Below are 17,631 nucleotides of genomic sequence, written 5' to 3' on the forward strand. Positions count from 1 at the left end.
GAAACAAATGACCTTGGTAACATAATGCCAGTGCGTTATAAGTAAAGGTTTCTGCTGTTTATAATTAAAAGAGCATTACATAGACTAAACAGCTACGCTGTATAAGCGTCTAACAAATCCAGTACAGCTTTTTTATAACGCCGACTGACTTTTAATGCCTCACCAGTGCTCATGTAAGCGATTGCGTCTCCAAAGCTCGCATTTTCTAATCGCTCCATTCTTACAATATTAATCGCAAATGAACGGTGTATCTGCACCACCCCTTGATTTGAAAACTGGCGAACAAATGCTTTTAATGTACTTCTTGTTACCAGCTCTTGGTTATCTAGCTTTACGGCAACAAAATCTCCAACGGCTTGAAAGTAAACTATCTCCTTAAGTTCCACTAACTGAATCCCACTATCGGTCTGTATTTTTACGTGAGGTGATTGACGACCAATCTCTTTTCGACTCGCTGATACAGACTCATATACCTGTTTTTCATTCAACCTATCTTGAAGCCGCTTTACAACATTTTTAAATCGTGTCTCGTCTATGGGTTTTAGCACATAGTCAAAAACATGATTTTCAAAAGCTCGCAGCGCATATTGTTGATATGCAGTGACAAGGATAATAACTGGAAGGGGCCTTTGCCACTTCTCAAATAAAGAAAAGCCATTTGCTCTAGGCATTTCTATATCTAAAAAAATAACGTCAACCGAAGCATTTTCTTGCTCTGGTAGTTCCTCTAAAGCATAAAAATGTGCGGTTATTAAAAAATCTTGGTATGGACTCAGAGCAATCTCTAAACCTTTATGTGCGGCTGTTTCATCGTCAATAATCCAGCATCGAAAAGCCACTGTTACACCTCGTATTCAAGCGGTAAACGCAGTTCAACAATAAATTGCTCTGAGTCTTGCATACAATTCATACTGGCTGTATTTGCATACATAGTCTGTATTCGCTGCTTAACATTATTGAGTCCTGAGTGCGTTCCTTGTATTGTTTGGCACTCATCATGAATAGGGTTACTAATGCAAACAAGTAATTGATATTCAGCCTTAGCGACTTTAAGCGTGATAACACGTGCACTGTTAGCATGCCAAGTAAATTTAATAGCATTTTCCAAAAGTGGCTGCAACAACAAAGAAGGCAACATGCATTGCTCACAACTAGGGTCAACGTCCTTAATATACTCAATACGATGAGCATATCTTTGCTGTTCGATGCCCATTAAGTCATCTAATAATGACATTTCTTGCTTAACGGTTACCTTTTGCTCTGCGCTTGTTGCAAGTGTCACACGCAATAAACGACTCAATTTAGCTATCATATTATGCGCGCCGCTATTGTCATTTTCTAAAACTGCAACATCGATACTGTTGAGCACATTAAACAAAAAATGAGGGTTAAGTTGGTACCTTAAACTTTGTAATTGAGCCTCTTTTGCTTGCGCCTTAAGCTTTAGCACCGCCTGTTGTTGCAGTTGCTTTTGTAAATAGAGTGAGAGCACGAAATATAGGCCAAGCCATGCACAAAATAATAGGACTGAGTACGATGCGCCACTTAACAAAGCGATAATGCCATTGTTTATGACATCAGAAACAGAATCTCTGTAATGCAACACTCTAGAGACATTATGCCAAGTAATTGAGGCTATAAATGTTGCGAGCATCAAACCAAATATGGCCACTTTTTTTGTAGCTCTTGAGTCTATCCACTGATGAAATATAACCAAGAACATTGTTATTGCCCAGCCGGCGAAAGCACCTAACACACTGCCGAGCCAATGGTTTTCGCCATAGATTAGGTGACTCATGTGCTCTAATGAAGCATAAACCAGCCACGCTAATACATTGACAACAAAAATTTCTTTGCGCGCCACTACAAGCCCTACTCCCGCATTGCTGCAATTCAAATACAAACTCAAGCGTCGGTGCGCTTGAGTCTAAACACTACTCTACTAGTCAATCTGAGTGCTTTTCAAAAGAACTAGTAACTTATCTCAGGCAGATATCTAGCAACACTGATATCATATTCCTCTACCCCTTGATAAATGCTTTGGGGTAACAACCGTAGTGGATCAATTAAATTTTTCTGGGATAACATCTCATAAAAATCAACAATTGAGTCACAATGAAAAACAATGTAAAGAGTAGGTAGGTTCGCGCCATATTGCTTAGAATACACAGAAAACTTCAATTTACTTTTACTTTGCTTAAGCTGCTTTACCCACTCACTCATGTATTTACGCACAGGCTTACGATGCAACTGTAGCTCTAGCCAAATGAGGTTCTTACTAGGAGCAGCATTTAGAGAGCGGTCTCCAAATGATAATTCTTTTATATAACGCATCAAATAAAAATCTTGGTTTACGATTGTTTTTGTATAAACCTCACCGTTCGTTGACAAAAAATCTTCCGAGAACTTCTCTTCCACTTCCTGCCACTGAACTTGATCAGACTGCTCGTAATCGTGATTTTTCTTTGCACTGAATGCAACATGGCGGCCATTGTCGAATTCATAAAAGCGCCAACTGCCTTTGTACTTCACTTTATCTACCTCTCGCTTAAATTCAAGCAAAGCCTGCTCATGCTGAGGAACAAGGTGAGGCGCTATATAATCATCTGCCACTAAATAATAGTTGCTCACAGACAGTGCATAAACATTAAAAGCACAAAAGTTTATAGCTAAAATTAAGTAAATACGTATCATTGAATGCTACCTTAAATATTGAACGTAAGGTCAAAATAAGGCAGTAAAGCGTACTTTGGAATACGCAATAAGATTAGCGGCTATATTGATACGCCGACAGGCACTGAGCTAATAGATTATCAAAAAAGGGTCTTCATAATTCTACCCCCCTTAGTTTTCAAATAACCAGCTCGCCACCGAATCTACTTTCGAAATGGCTCATTAATTACAATAACGTCAGGTTCTAGCTATGGATAATCGCTCTTTATCTGGAATAGTCGTACCATTGCACGGACAATCTGATTACGCGCTTAATTGTTCAGAATGCTCTTATTTGTAAATAATCTTTCTCGATTTCCATCTTGTAAATGATCTTCGTCTCTTCGACGTTCAGTGCATCAAACATTAATTTGCGTTCTTCTTCGTAATGCTCAGACATTACGATTTCGTTTGATTTTTCCCAAGTTTCTCTATTTGGCCACTGTGCATACGCTATTAACTCACCATTTTCATTTCTATGGAGCCTTGACCCCAAGGCTCCTTTAAACAGGTAAATGCCCTGAGTTACTTTTGTCCACTTTTCAATAAACTGCTTTTCGCAGCCTTCTTTAACTACAAACTCAATCATCACGATAAACATTTCACCACCCTCATAATTGTATTAATAGCAATTACTATATAGTACCAACCTTACCCATAGACAAAGCATTAGTATCCATTTGATGCTAATTTTTTAGCCGTGTTTAAAACGCGATTAGCGAGATACTCTGCACTTCTTAGGTCTGTTTCATGGACTTTGCCATCAAGGCTATGTGCGGTAACGCCTAATTGGCAGCCTAGCCTATTTACATTTTTACCTTCATCGCTAAAAGGTGCGTCGAGCCCAAGCCATATCATCCCATGCTGACTTGCTAAAGTTGCAAAGTACTGAAGTGTCGACGCTTGATCACCATTTAGACCTGTTCCTGCGGTTATGCCTGCAGCAATTTTTCCTGCCCAAGCTTGTCTCTCCCAAAAGTCACTCGTTGCATCAGCAAACGCCTTAAATTGCGCGGATACATTCCCCATATAGGTTGGAGAAGCAAATATTATTGCATTACAACCAGCAAGTTCGTTCATTAAATCTGGGTTTACAAATCGACCGTCAACAATCTCTGAACCGACTATTTGATGGGATATAAATGGGATATTTTGCTTAGATAATTCTTTACAAGCACGCCTAACAAGCGCCCCAGTAACATCCGTAACAGAAAAATAAACAATACCAATTTTTACCATTTTCTTTCACCTCTTAACTCAACGCTAAATCAATCAACAATAAAATGGAGTTAGTTATCAAGTATCCAGTTTGCAATTTTTTCTACAAAGCCATCGACAAAACGCTTGTCTAACGTAGCATACTCCTGCCTTTGACCAGTCTTAGCCTTTTGAAAGTAATGATTTGCATCTGTGAATATTTCAAAATGATAGCTAGTTTTTGACTTTAGCAATGCTCTCTCCATAATGTCTTTGTTTTGAGCAATCGTAACCTGTAAGTCTTTGCCACCAAAAAGCCCTAAAACTGGTATGCTTAATTTTTCATAGTCGTGTGCAGTATCATGATATAAATATGAGGTGAGCGACGGAAGTGCGTAAACCACTTCATATTGCTGAGCTTTTGATTTCGCCAAATCGTCGATTTTAGACGTTTCTGTGGACCCTGAGTTAGTTGCGGATAATATCGCTTTTGCAGACACCCTAAATTGCTGCAAAGCCTGCGCTATGTTTTGGTTTTCGCTAATCGCGTTCATTAATCTAATATGAGCAGAAACTTCAGCCTCTACCAGTTCACTATCTAGATTGGTCCCTGTATATTCTTGCCTTACTTGGTAAGAAACAATATCAATAAGAGGAACTGCTGGAGCTCCCATCAATATTACCTTATCTACCACACTATTTTTAATTGCTACATTGGCACTAACAATTCCTCATTGGCTGTGACCTAGTATGATGAACCTATCAAACCTATGCGACTTGAGAGTTTTGAAGTAGCTCATAATTGCTTCTACATCAGTAACATGATCTTGCAATGTACTTGTCGTAAAGTTTCCCGTGCTTTGACCAACCCCTCTATCATCAAAGCGAAAGCTCGCGATACCAAACTTACTAAGCTGATCCGACAGCTCTTTAAAAACTTTAAAACCATCCAGCGTTTCATCTCTATCTTGCGGACCACTGCCAGAAAGCATGATAACTAAAGCATCTTCTTTCATGTTTTTGGGCACAGTTAATGACCCAACTATTTTTACATCCTTTGTAGAAATGATCTGCTCAAATTCAACAGGTTGCGCATACGACTTTAGCGAACTGATAAGGCAAAAAACTGAAAAAACGGTTAGAACTAAAATATGGATGACATTAGTCATACTGGCTCCAAGTGCATACACACAATGTTAGGCACACTATTAAGAACTATCGAATAATTCATGTATATACCTTGTGGAAAATATAACAAACCCAATATTTTCATAGGTATAACGTAAAAACCCAGTGCATAGCGAAATAGCATGGTTAGACAAACTTTTTCTGGTGGCAGGCTCTAGAAATCCTGTGAAATGAATACCTTCTTACTATCAACTTACAGCAACCAACCTTTTATTCATTTGATTTACCTGTATAAATTTTTACTACGCAACAGCTGTTTAGTTGGACAGGCTATTAACATAACCACTTTGTATCTTGAAGCCTGTAACCAATACTAGCAATTGAGCAATAATTGGGTAAACAGGCATAATTCGAACATACCATTCCATTTACGCAACGATATAAACATACAGAGTCCATCACCTCGAGTTGCATTGGCATAGAGCATTGACCTGCGGCAGTAGATACGAGGTACTGTATAGAGATTGGGAAAATAACACCGTGCTTGGTAAGCGAAGTGAGCAGAAGCCATCACTTTAGTTGAGCTTAAAGGTGAGTTAAATCAGACAATTGTAAGTAATTATTATGGTGGTAAACCGAATAAGTTAAAACATTACCCAAGAGGTTTTCATTTCAAACTATTACACAGCTTTACATTGAGCAAACTTCTTCAACGTGTAATTTAATCTCCTTTACATTAATCGCAATAATGAGTTGTACACCACCGGAAAAACAACAAAAAGTTACACATAAAACATTCACAGCAAACATATTAAACATAAAAATAACAACGCACTCTGCAACACAAAGTGCACGAATTCTAATTTAAAGGAAAAGGAAAATAAAAATGAAAATATTACTGGCAACCTCAATACTCACATTTGCTCTGTTATCTAATTCGTCATTCGCTAACACGAATGAAGATGGTGTATTAAAGTATGCTCACAGCATGGTTTATTTGAAGTGTAAGTCAACATCTTGTAGTGGTATTGTTACTCGTTGGCACTCAATGAAAGTTTACTATAAACAGCTTGCAGGACTTCCTCCCCATAGCGAAGCGCGCATATATTGGAATAAAAATGAGCCTGCAGATATCTCTGCGGGTCGCTATGAAGCGCACACCTTGGGAGACTACTGCCCAGATGGCACACGTATGACTGCAACATGGTTCTTGGGAAGTAATTTCAAACCGACTAGCGCGATTGCTACTGATTGCTCAGGCCAAGAACACACTTACTCAGTACACGAGTTTAATTTTTAACAATATGTTACTGGTAATTGTTTAACCGACTTAATTAACCCCAGGATTAGATAAGGGGGTTTGCAATAAATAATAACTTGCAAACTTTTAACCCTCTCGCTCCAAAGATAATATGTACTAGCTCAGACTTGATCTGACAGTTACCCGTTTTTCAATCGGTGACTGTCAGTTTAGATTTGAGCTAAATTCTTCTCAGCCCAAATCGATTTTCCATCAAGCAATGTTTCAAATGGCGTTCTGCCACAACACATTTTTCCCTGATGAGTTCGCTCATTATTGTAATAAGCCATCCATTCGTCCAGATCTTTTTGAAGTTCCTCTAGCGAACCGTAAAGCTTTTTACGGAACGTAACCTGATAGAACTCGTTAAGTATCGTCTTGTGGAATCGCTCGCAGATACCATTGGTTTGAGGCGACATTGCCTTAGTTTTCGTATGGTCGATATCATTAATTGCCAGATAGAGCTGATAATCATGGTGCTCTACCTTACCGCAATATTCGGTGCCTCGGTCAGTCAAAATGCGTAACATTGGCAACTCGTGTTGCTCGAAGTAAGGCAGAACCTTGTCATTGAGTATGTCAGCCGCAGTAATTGGTGTTTTGGTCGTATACAGCTTTGCGAAGGCTACTTTGCTGTAGGTATCGACAAACGTCTGTTGGTAGATACGCCCAACACCCTTGAGATTGCCAACATAGAAGGTATCTTGTGAGCCTAGGTAACCCGGATGTGCTGTTTCAATTTCACCGCAAGCTTCGTCATCGCTTTTCTTTTTCTCAAGCGCAGCGATTTGGCTATCGGTGAGGATAATACCTTCGTCAGCAACTTTACCTTCTAGAGCTTTTAAGCGTTTCTTGAAGTTCTCTAAATCGTGGCGTAACCAGATTGAGCGAACGCCACTGCCTGAAACAAAGACGCCTTGTTTACGCAACTCATTGCTAGTTCTGTGCTGGCCATGAGCTGGGTAATCGATAGCGTATTGAACCACTGCGTTCTCAGTAACTTCATCTACACGGTTTTTAATGTTTGGCGATCTACGACTTTTATCAATTAACGCATCCAAGCCACCGTCCTCTACTAGCTCTTGGTATCGATAAAATGTATCTCTTGAAACGCCCATGACTTTACAGGCTTTTGAAACGTTACCTAGTTCTTCTGCAAGATTAAGTAATCCAGTTTTGTGTTTTATAATTGGGTTGTTAGTATGCAACATGAGAGTTACCACCTTTTAGGTTGTTTTGATTAAAAGATTCGACACCTTTATCAAAACGGGTAACTCTCAATTTTTCAAATCGAAATGTCAGATCAAGTCGAGACTAATTCAGATAATACTTATTGCATTATCAGAGTGTTTTCCTTATCTAGCGCTGGGGTTTCGTCTTTATGACAGTTATTCAAACACCACATATCAGATATATTACTGAATTTGCTGTGCTACTTAACGCACGGCGACGAAGTAAACAACGCATCGTTTTCATGAGCTTAAACAGGTAAAGCCTTGACTCACGCGACTCTCTAAGCAGGAAGTTTCTAGTGCCATACATTTTGGCAAAAGTTGGATATTGCTATTTCCTATAGTTGAATATCGATTGCAAACAACGCATAACGACCTTGCTTTAGTTATGTTCTGTGACAACTAATTCAAACCCAAAAACAAAAAAACGCCCATTTCAGGCGCTTTTTGTTTTATGCAAGAAGCTTATGAGTTGATAACTTCTAGACCACCCATATATGGGCGAAGCACTTCAGGTACAACCACACTACCATCCGCTTGCTGATAGTTTTCAAGAATAGCAACCAGTGTACGCCCCACCGCTAAACCAGAACCATTTAACGTGTGCAATAACTCAGGCTTTTTCTCACCTTGACGGCGGAAACGCGCTTGCATTCGGCGGGCTTGAAAATCCCACATGTTTGAACATGATGAGATCTCACGATAAGTATTTTGCGCAGGGAGCCATACTTCTAAATCATATGTTTTAGTTGCACCAAAGCCCATATCACCCGTACACAAAATAACTTTACGATAAGGTAATTCAAGTGCTTGCAAGATTTGCTCAGCATGACCGGTTAGCTCTTCAAGTGCCGCCATTGAATCTTCAGGCTTTACCAATTGAACTAGCTCAACTTTGTCGAACTGGTGCTGACGAATGAGACCACGCGTATCACGGCCATAACTACCCGCTTCACTTCTAAAGCAAGGGGTATGAGCAGTCATACGAATTGGTAAGTCTTTTTCGTCATAGATTTCATCACGTGCACAGTTTGTTAGTGGTACTTCAGCTGTTGGAATTAAGCTAAAGCCGTCTTGCTCAACACCATCATCACTGATTAGGCCTTTAGTGTGAAACAAGTCTTCAGCAAATTTAGGCAACTGACCTGTACCAAATAAGCTGTCTTTGTTTACCAACAACGGCACATACATTTCCGTGTAACCATTTTTGTCGGTATGCGTATCTAGCATAAACTGCGCTAGTGCACGGTGCATTCGCGCAATACCACCACGCATCACAGTAAAGCGTGAACCACTTAATTTAACGCCTGTTTCGAAGTCTAAGCCCTTACTCAGCACTTCACCTAAGTCCACATGATCTTTAACTTCAAAATCAAACTGTTTAGGTTCGCCCCACTTTAACACTTCTACGTTGTCGTTCTCGTCTTTACCCGCTGGTACTTCCTCAGCAGGTAAGTTGGGTAGTGACATTGCAATATCATTTAACTGGGCAAGAATACTATCTTGCTCTGATTTTGCCGCAGCAAGTTGATCGCCAAGGTTGGCTACTGCGTCTAACAAAGGTTGAACATCTTCACCCTTTGCTTTTGCTTGACCAATGGCTTTGGAACGGCTGTTACGCTCACTTTGTAATTCTTGGGTTTGAGTTTGTAATGCCTTGCGCTTTTCTTCTAGCGCATTGATTGCTTCAACATCCAGATCAAAGCCACGCTTTGCTAAGCGTGCCGCTGCTTCTGCAATGTCTTGACGTAAGTATTTTGAATCTAACATTTGCTATTTTTAACCTTTTTGCATGACCAAGCAAAGGCCCAACCAAGCCATAAAAATACACACAACCACGTTGAGTGTGACATTAAGAGCCATTTTCAGAACCTGTCCTTGCTGCAGTAACAGCACGGAGTCCATGGAAAATGTTGAAAAAGTTGTTAATGCGCCCAAAAAACCAATACCCACTAAGGTTTTGGCAGGGCTAACGGTAATAACTTGTTTTTCTATTAAACCGTAAAGAATGCCCATTAACAGTGAACCGAGAATATTAACGGTCAATGTACCAAAAGGGAATCCCTTACCCAAGAGTTTTAACATTATATCGTTAATGAAAAACCGTAAACAGGCACCAAGTGCGCCACCAAGTGCAATTGTGAGGTACATTTTAATCATCTTGGTATCTTTTATGGTCGCTTTGCTGATTTTGTTGCTCTAAGTAATCAAGCTTGGTTTTTATTTGCTTTTCAAGACCCCGGTCTGTCGGTTGATAGTATTGCCGGTCCTTAATTTGCTCGGGAAAGTAGTTTTCGCCAGCGGCAAAAGCGCCCGGCTCATTGTGTGCATAGCGGTATTGCTCGCCATAACCTAGTTCTTTCATCAACTTGGTTGGTGCATTACGAAGATGCACTGGCACCTCACAATCACTATCGCTCATTGCATCTTGCTTGGCTTGATTAAACGCCATATACACTGCATTACTTTTTGGTGCACTGGCAAGGTATAAGGTGGCTTGTGCAATTGCTCGCTCACCCTCGCTTGGGCCTACTCGTTGATAGATATCCCACGCATTGAGTGCTACCTGCATCGCTCTTGGATCTGCGTTGCCGATATCTTCTGTCGCAATCGCAAGCAGGCGTCTGGCAACATAAAGCGGATCTCCTCCACCGGCTAATATTCTGCAATACCAATATAAAGCTGCATCAGGGCTACTACCTCGCACCGATTTATGAAAAGCAGAAATTAAGTCGTAATAAAGGTCGCCGCCTTTATCATATTTTGCTAGATGGCTCGGTAACACATGAACCAAAACTTGCTCATCAATCATCACATGAGCGTTATTTCGCTCTGCTAAATCAATCGCTTGCTCTAACAAATTAAGCGCCTTGCGTGCATCGCCACTGCTGGCTTTTGCGATGGCGACTAATGCCTGGTCACTGATAGAGACGTCGAGCGTACTTAACTGCTCATCTTGTTTTAACGCGCGATTAAGTACTTCTACAAGTTCGTCCTCGCTCAACGCCTTTAGGGTATATACGCGTGCTCGCGATAAAATCGCATTGTTTAGTGCAAAACTTGGATTTTCGGTGGTCGCACCTATAAAAATAAACGTGCCATCTTCGATATAAGGTAAAAATGCGTCTTGCTGAGATTTGTTAAAGCGATGAACTTCATCTACAAACAATAACGTTCTGCGACCTTGTGATAAACGGCTTTTAGCTTCTAAAACAGCGTTGCGAATTTCTTTAACACCCGATGTGACCGCTGAGAGCTGAGTTAGATCAGCATTTGCATGATGTGCTATCACTTCCGCAATCGTTGTTTTGCCCACTCCAGGAGGCCCCCAAACAATTAGGCTATGGCAACGCCCTTGCTCAATGGCTTTGTAAAGTGGTTGATCTGGGCTTAATATGTGCGACTGACCAATATACTGGGCTAAACAAGTTGGCCGCATACGTGCGGCCAAGGGTCTTACATCAGGGGCAAAATCAAAACCAAGGTTACTCACAAAAATCACTCACCTTGAGTTTGATCATCAACTATGACCCCTTTGGGCACAGCAAAACTAAATAGGTCAGGTGCAAGCGAGCTGTTCACCTGAGGATTGTGAAAACTAAAATTAGAAATCTGCCCTGAAACATCTTTAACTTTAATACCCTGCAAGCTTTGCTCTTGCGAGAACTCAATTTCTAGCACTTCTACTTGAGACTCAACCCCCTCAGTTGGGGTAATTTTGTAACCTGTTTCTGTTTGAGTTACTTGGTATTTTGCCCACTGCTCTTGTGCGCGCGACGTCAGTAACACAAACGGTGTTGTGTCTATCAAAGATGAGGTATTCATGACCGTTACTTGCTCGGCAAACAAGTCATAATAAAACGTCTTGTGGCCATCAGACACAAACAGCGTCTCATCAGGTTGCTGCTGTTGCCAATAAATCTTGAGAGGATGGGCAAGCGCAATGTTGCCTGAGCCTTGTTGCAATACATTACCTTGTTCATCTAAAACGCGTTGTGAAAACTGAGCCTCAAAGGTATTAATGTTACTCAGCTTTGCTTGCAAATCACTTGCTGCATCAGCCACCGCATTTAGACTAAACGTCAAGCAAGCAGCCACAATACTGCACTTGGTCAATTTATTTATAAAGTTCATTAATTTGCTCCACCTCTAGGGACGAGTACTTCTCGAGCTCCATTATGCCCCGGTGCACTTACGACACCAGATGCTTCCATTTGTTCAACTAATCTCGCGGCACGGTTATACCCAACACGCAGTTTACGCTGCACACTTGATACCGAGACCTTACCTGACTCAATAACAAAGCCGACCGCTTCATCATAAAGGGGGTCTGACTCATCATCACCGCCTTCTGGGGCTTCTCCTGGCAAAAGAATATCTTCTGTCGCATCACCACATAATATTTCTTCTATATAATTTGGCTTACCTCTTGCCTTCCAGTCGCTGACGACTGCATGTACTTCGTGGTCATCAACAAATGCACCATGAACACGCACTGGCACGCTTGTACCAGGTGGTAAATACAACATATCACCCATACCCAGCAGATTTTCAGCACCTTGTTGGTCCAAGATTGTTCTTGAGTCTATTTTACTAGAAACTTGGAACGCCATCCGTGTTGGTATATTAGCTTTAATTAAACCTGTTATTACATCAACTGAAGGACGTTGCGTTGCTAGCACAAGATGGATCCCTGCTGCTCGCGCCTTTTGCGCTATACGAGCGATCAGTTCTTCTACCTTTTTGCCAACAATCATCATCATGTCAGCAAACTCATCAATTACTACAACGATGCTTGGCAACTTATCAAGCTCTTGAGGGCCTTCAGCCATACCATCCGTGTCTTTAAATAATGGGTCTAAAATGGGTTGTCCCGCCGCTTTCGCATCTAACACTTTTTGGTTGTAACCTTTAAGATTACGTACACCCAAAGCAGACATTAATTTATAGCGGCGTTCCATCTCACCCACGCACCAACGCAATGCATTTGCTGCTTCTTTCATATCGGTGACTACTTCACACAACAAGTGTGGGATCCCTTCGTACACCGACAGTTCAAGCATTTTCGGGTCAATCATGATCATGCGAACATCTTCAGGTGGCGACTTGTATAGTAAGCTTAATATCATTACATTAACGCCCACTGACTTACCTGAGCCAGTTGTGCCCGCCACCAGCAGGTGGGGCATTTTTGCCAAATCTGCAACCACTGGCTGTCCCGCAATATCTTTACCTAACACCATGGTTAACGGTGATGCATTTTGCTCAAATTTAGGGGCGTTAATCACCTCTGATAAACGTACTATCTCGCGATGTTTATTTGGCAACTCAAGGCCAACATAAGTTTTACCTGGGATAACTTCTACCACACGTACACTTACAGCAGATAGCGAACGGGCCAAGTCTTTAGCAAGACCGGTTATTTTTGCTACTTTAATTCCTGGCGCTAAGTCCAATTCAAATCTGGTAACAACAGGGCCCGGATATACCCCTACTACACTCGCTTGAATGTTAAAATCTAATAACTTCACTTCTACTAGTCGCGAAACAGCGTCTAACTCTTCTTTAGAAATCGGATTTTTTTGCTTATCTGGACGGTCAAGCAAATCGAGTGACGGCAACGGATCCATTGGTGGGCGCTCTTCAAGTAGCGCTTCAAACTTTTCTTTTGCTGATGGCTCTGGTTTATAGCTTGACTGAGGTTGCTCGGTCTTTGATTTAAGAGGCCTAGCAGGAGACATCACCGTTGTTTCTGGTACACTCTGAGCGGGTTCAGATGTGCTCGCAGCTGATTCATCTAAGGCGTTTAGCGCCGAGGCGGTATCAAACCCTTCATCATCAATAGCTGAAAAGTTAATTTCCTGCTCTAAGATGTCATCTAGTTCGTCGAATACATTATTTTCTGCTGCTGATGGTTCATCTACCAACTTCACTTCATCATTTTTTTCGCTAAACAGCTTATCCTTCAAGTTCAACAACTTGGATTTATTTTGCGGATGTGAGTCAGCGTCGGTCGTTACTTCTGGCAGAGTATCGCTATTGCTATCGCTTAATTCTTTACTACCATGCGGCAATTCACGTTGCTCTTGGTTGTCAGACGCTCCAGATGCTTCGCTGCGCTGTTCAAACTTAGCGAGCAGCCATTTTAAAAACGCAACGACTTTTGCGCCTAAGTAATCGACAAATTCAACCCATGAAACGCCGGTCAACAAAGTCAGACCCGCAAAGAAAAAACACAACAGTAGAATTGACGTACCTGTAAAGTTAAACGCCGGCATCATAGCACCAGCAACCACGTCCCCCACGACCCCGCCTGAAGAAACACTAAAAATATCATCAAAATTGATGCTACTAATGGCACTGGCGGACGTTACAAACAACGTTAAGCCGATAACTCTCAACCCCAAAGTGGTGTAATCAAGCTGCAAGATTTTGTGTGGTTTCTTGAATAATAGGTAACCAAAAATTTGAATCGCCGCAGGGACCAAAAACGCAAGCCACCCCAAACTGACCAATAAGATGTCTGCAACCCATGCACCAGCAGAGCCCGTTACATTATTTACTTGAACATATTCACTTGTTTGTGACCACGCTGGATCTGCGGGATCAAAACTTATCAATGCACACAGTATAAAAATGGCCGCAGCGGTACTGACGATTAACCCGGTTTCAAGGAGGCGTTGTACACCATTTAGACGCATACTGGCGTTTTCCTCTATTTTTGTTCTTTTATTAGCAATTTACTAGGCACACCTTAGCAAGAAAAGGCTCATGGTGCATAGGGTTTTATTACTTCCCCCTCCTCGCCTTTTACCTCTTCCATTACCACATAAGTTCGACTTTCACTGACGTTCGGTAATTTTAATAAGATCTCTCCCAACACACCACGGTATTCTGACATATCCGTCACTCGAGTTTTGAGCAAAAAGTCAAAGTTGCCAGACACTAAGTGACATTCAATGATTTCGTCATGCTGACGCACTGCTTGATTAAACTTATCAAACACATCTGGAGAGTTTTTATTTATCGTAATTTCTACGTAGACAAGTAATCCTTGACCTAGTTTAGCAGGATCCACTACCGCTTTATAACCTCTAATAAAGCCCTCTCGCTCTAGTTTTTTGACTCTTTCCAAGCAAGGCGTTGCACTCAAACCTATACGGCGCGCGAGCTCTACGTTAGAAATCCGACCATCTTTTTGAAGTTCGACTAATATTTTCCTGTCGATTCGATCTAATTGTTGATGCATTTTGGATAGTTTTTTCTACTGTTTCAGATTAAAGATTAGTATATATCACTAGCGATAAACTGTAAAAAGGTAGGACACACTAGTGCAGCATACATATAATAGTCAAAAATTTTATCCCGTTCTATTTTAGAGGCGATTTATTATGATTATCGGTGTACCTAAAGAAATTAAAAACCACGAATACCGCGTAGGTATGGTTCCAGCGAGCGTTCGTGAACTAATTAACCACGGCCACCAAGTTATCGTTGAAAACAATGCTGGTATCGGCATTGGTTTTACTAACGAAGATTATGTAGAAGTTGGCGCAACTGTATTAGAAACAGCTGCCGAAGTATTTGCACAAGCAGATATGATCGTAAAAGTAAAAGAGCCTCAAGCTGTAGAACGCGCAATGTTGCGTGAAGGGCAAATTTTATTCACTTACCTTCACCTAGCACCGGATCTTCCACAAACAGAAGACCTAGTTAAGAGCAAAGCAATCTGTATCGCGTATGAAACAGTGACTGATGCTCGTGGTGGTTTACCGCTTCTTGCTCCTATGTCAGAAGTAGCTGGCCGCATGTCAATCCAGGCGGGTGCTCAAGCTCTTGAAAAATCACGTGAAGGCCGTGGTATGTTACTAGGTGGCGTGCCGGGTGTTGAGCCTGCCAAAGTTGTTGTAATTGGTGGTGGTATGGTTGGTCGTAACGCAGCGCAAATGGCTGTAGGTCTTGGTGCCGACGTTACTATTCTTGATCGCAACATTGACGTACTTCGTTCACTTAATGCACAGTTTGGTAGCCAAGCGAAAGCAGTTTACTCAACGGCTGATGCACTAGAAAAGCACGTACTTGAAGCTGACCTAGTAATTGGCGGAGTACTTATCCCTGGCGCTGCAGCGCCTAAACTAGTTACAGCTGAACACATCAAAGCAATGAAGCCTGGTGCTGCAATTGTAGACGTTGCTATCGACCAAGGTGGTTGTATTGCAACTTCTAAAGCAACTACACACGCGGAACCAACTTACATTGTTGATGAAGTAGTTCACTATTGTGTTGCTAACATGCCGGGCGCAGTGCCGCGCACTTCTACTTTTGCATTAAATAATGCAACATTGCCTTATATCATTAGGTTAGCGAACAAAGGCTATAAAGCAGCGTTACTTGAAGACAAACACTTTATGGATGGCTTGAACGTACTTAACGGTCAAGTTACCTGCAAAGAAGTAGCTGAAGCTTTCAACATGGAATATGTTGATGCTCGTACAGCGCTTGAAAACGCATAACTAGTACAAGTTATACAGTAGCCCACTTTTTAGTGGGCTTTTTTGTTTTATTCGCCTCTTATTTTCGCAAATGGCTCCACACTCACTTTCTTATTTAACCTCAGCTTCGGATAAGAGTTTTGATAGCTCACAAGAGAGACATTGCAACCCCTTCAATATCCAATGACGATATTTCGCTCACTATCAAGGCATTTTCGTGAAGTAATAGCGAGCTATTACAAATGAAAATAACGAAGAGAGTGAGCGAAATAGCTTTATTGGGCAAATTCTCTTATGTGCAGCTGAGGTTATTTACATTTTATGACAAAGTCGAATTGTAAACGCACATAGATTTGCTATCTTAAATCAGTGTACCTATAAAGGATAATTATGGAACGCCGTGCTTTTATTCGCAACTTAGTACAACTAACGCTACTTGCAAGCTCACCAAGCTTGTTAGCTAACTCTATGTCGAAAAAAGCTCTCTGGGTTGATAAACCCCGCTTGCCCGCATATGTTCAAGAGCTTTATCCGTGCCTTTTTAACAATCACCTAGTTATTGCTGGCGCACTTACACAAAGCACTCATGACAACGCCACAATGGGTGCAATGGATGCCTCAAACTCATGCTACCTTTTCGACTTATACAAAAAGGCATGGCGAACAGGACCGCTACTCCCCGTTAAACGCCATCATCTTGGATTGCTCAGTACACCGCGAGGTGTGCTGGCTATAGGTGGTTTTGCAGCGAGCAAGTCAGATCCCTGGCAGGTACGCAAAGATGCGTTTTTACTTCCTAATTTACATGATCATTGGCATGTATCCGCACCATTACCTAACCCTCAAGCTGAGTCAGGGTACGCAGTCATTAACAATGATGCACATGTCATTTCTGGAAGAGGCTTAAACTATGGCCGTTTAAGTGATATTAACGACCATGTTTTTTTTGACGGTAAGCAATGGCAACAAGCAGCGCCTCTGCCACTTGCTCGAAATTCAGGTGCTTGTGTTGCGATGAATAACGGCTGCCTATTTATTGGCGGTCGGATCCAAGATAAACGACATCAAAATCAATCTCAGGTCGATTTTTACGACAAGCGCACCGACAAATGGTACGAACTAGCCCCTACACCCTTTGCTTGTTCTGGTATTGCTGCAGCGGCTTACAACAACAAAATATACGTTTTTGGTGGTGAACAATATAGCTATAGTATAAATCGCGCTGGTATTACGATGATGCACAGCAAGACATTTAAACACATATGGGAATATGATTTTGCTAGCGATAAATGGCAAACGCTTCCCCTGTCTATGACATCAACCCGTCACGGCCTAGGTGCTATCAGCACAGAGCAAGGTATTTATTTAATTGGTGGGGCGAAACGTGCCGGAGGAGAAATGACAACGAATACTTTAGAGCTATTAAAATTCACACACAGCTACTAGCAGCTCTCCCTCCTACATCTTTACCGAAGACTTAGCTTTCTACCTGAGCGAGCTAAGCCCCGCGTAAGACACTAATCGTTTGAGCGATACATAATTACCCCTCACCTTAAAAGCGCTAGCCCGC

At 41.5% G+C, this 17,631-nt stretch carries 17 protein-coding genes; 3 read left to right on the top strand and 14 right to left on the bottom strand.

Annotated features, from left to right (window positions below; genetic code table 11):
* Nucleotides 1–92 precede the first annotated feature (92 nt).
* The 7 genes from GDK41_RS09270 to GDK41_RS09300 form a co-directional block, all read right to left on the bottom strand.
* Nucleotides 93–839 carry a LytR/AlgR family response regulator transcription factor gene (locus tag GDK41_RS09270; RefSeq protein WP_152086144.1) on the bottom strand — a complete coding sequence of 249 codons (747 nt, stop codon included), beginning with the start codon at nt 837–839 and terminating at the stop codon, nt 93–95.
* Between the two features lie 2 nt (nt 840–841).
* Nucleotides 842–1,864, bottom strand: coding sequence for a sensor histidine kinase (locus tag GDK41_RS09275; RefSeq protein ID WP_152086145.1), 1,023 nt, complete (start codon nt 1,862–1,864; stop codon nt 842–844).
* A gap of 107 nt (nt 1,865–1,971) precedes the next feature.
* A complete protein-coding gene (locus GDK41_RS09280; protein WP_152086146.1) occupies nt 1,972–2,694 on the bottom strand; it encodes a hypothetical protein in 723 nt (240 codons plus the stop codon).
* Between the two features lie 298 nt (nt 2,695–2,992).
* Nucleotides 2,993–3,313, bottom strand: coding sequence for an antibiotic biosynthesis monooxygenase family protein (locus GDK41_RS09285; protein WP_152086147.1), 321 nt, complete (start codon nt 3,311–3,313; stop codon nt 2,993–2,995).
* 68 nt (nt 3,314–3,381) lie between these two features.
* Nucleotides 3,382–3,951, bottom strand: a complete 570-nt coding sequence (locus GDK41_RS09290; RefSeq protein ID WP_152086148.1) for a flavodoxin family protein — start codon at nt 3,949–3,951, stop codon at nt 3,382–3,384.
* A gap of 50 nt (nt 3,952–4,001) precedes the next feature.
* Nucleotides 4,002–4,583, bottom strand: coding sequence for a dienelactone hydrolase family protein (locus tag GDK41_RS09295; protein ID WP_152086149.1), 582 nt, complete (start codon nt 4,581–4,583; stop codon nt 4,002–4,004).
* A 57-nt stretch (nt 4,584–4,640) separates the two neighbouring features.
* The gene (locus GDK41_RS09300) at nt 4,641–5,078 is read right to left on the bottom strand and encodes an alpha/beta hydrolase family protein (RefSeq protein WP_152086150.1); all 438 of its coding nucleotides are present in this window, start codon (nt 5,076–5,078) and stop codon (nt 4,641–4,643) included.
* Nucleotides 5,079–5,923: 845 nt separating this feature from the next.
* On the opposite strand from GDK41_RS09300, the gene GDK41_RS09305 reads away from it, so the two are divergent.
* Complete coding sequence (locus GDK41_RS09305; protein ID WP_152086151.1) at nt 5,924–6,337, top strand: hypothetical protein; 414 nt, start codon at nt 5,924–5,926, stop codon at nt 6,335–6,337.
* Nucleotides 6,338–6,507: 170 nt separating this feature from the next.
* On the opposite strand, the gene GDK41_RS09310 is transcribed toward GDK41_RS09305, so the two are convergent.
* The 7 genes from GDK41_RS09310 to lrp form a co-directional block, all read right to left on the bottom strand.
* Entirely contained in the window at nt 6,508–7,548 is a 1,041-nt protein-coding gene (locus GDK41_RS09310; RefSeq protein ID WP_152085062.1) for an IS481 family transposase, read from the bottom strand.
* A 486-nt stretch (nt 7,549–8,034) separates the two neighbouring features.
* The gene (serS, locus tag GDK41_RS09315) at nt 8,035–9,339 is read right to left on the bottom strand and encodes a serine--tRNA ligase (RefSeq protein ID WP_152086152.1); all 1,305 of its coding nucleotides are present in this window, start codon (nt 9,337–9,339) and stop codon (nt 8,035–8,037) included.
* Between the two features lie 9 nt (nt 9,340–9,348).
* Nucleotides 9,349–9,729, bottom strand: coding sequence for a fluoride efflux transporter CrcB (gene crcB, locus GDK41_RS09320; RefSeq protein ID WP_152086153.1), 381 nt, complete (start codon nt 9,727–9,729; stop codon nt 9,349–9,351).
* Nucleotides 9,722–11,062, bottom strand: coding sequence for a replication-associated recombination protein A (locus GDK41_RS09325; RefSeq protein ID WP_152086154.1), 1,341 nt, complete (start codon nt 11,060–11,062; stop codon nt 9,722–9,724). Before GDK41_RS09325 ends, crcB begins: the two co-directional genes overlap by 8 nt.
* A 5-nt stretch (nt 11,063–11,067) precedes the next feature.
* Nucleotides 11,068–11,694 (bottom strand): outer membrane lipoprotein chaperone LolA, encoded by a 627-nt coding sequence (lolA, locus tag GDK41_RS09330; protein ID WP_442960208.1) that lies wholly within the window; start codon nt 11,692–11,694, stop codon nt 11,068–11,070.
* 8 nt (nt 11,695–11,702) lie between these two features.
* Entirely contained in the window at nt 11,703–14,270 is a 2,568-nt protein-coding gene (locus tag GDK41_RS09335; RefSeq protein ID WP_152086156.1) for a DNA translocase FtsK 4TM domain-containing protein, read from the bottom strand.
* Between the two features lie 68 nt (nt 14,271–14,338).
* Nucleotides 14,339–14,818: a leucine-responsive transcriptional regulator Lrp gene (lrp, locus tag GDK41_RS09340; RefSeq protein ID WP_152086157.1), complete on the bottom strand. Its 480-nt coding sequence runs from the start codon at nt 14,816–14,818 to the stop codon at nt 14,339–14,341.
* Between the two features lie 142 nt (nt 14,819–14,960).
* Here lrp and ald point away from each other — a divergent pair, with 142 nt between their 5' ends.
* Both ald and GDK41_RS09350 read left to right on the top strand, forming a co-directional pair.
* Nucleotides 14,961–16,082, top strand: a complete 1,122-nt coding sequence (gene ald / locus GDK41_RS09345) for an alanine dehydrogenase (protein WP_152086158.1) — start codon at nt 14,961–14,963, stop codon at nt 16,080–16,082.
* Between the two features lie 369 nt (nt 16,083–16,451).
* The gene (locus tag GDK41_RS09350) at nt 16,452–17,507 is read left to right on the top strand and encodes a Kelch repeat-containing protein (RefSeq protein WP_152086159.1); all 1,056 of its coding nucleotides are present in this window, start codon (nt 16,452–16,454) and stop codon (nt 17,505–17,507) included.
* The last annotated feature ends 124 nt before the right edge of the window (nt 17,508–17,631 follow it).

It is taken from the genome of Pseudoalteromonas sp. A25 (assembly GCF_009176705.1).
Taxonomy (GTDB): domain Bacteria; phylum Pseudomonadota; class Gammaproteobacteria; order Enterobacterales; family Alteromonadaceae; genus Pseudoalteromonas.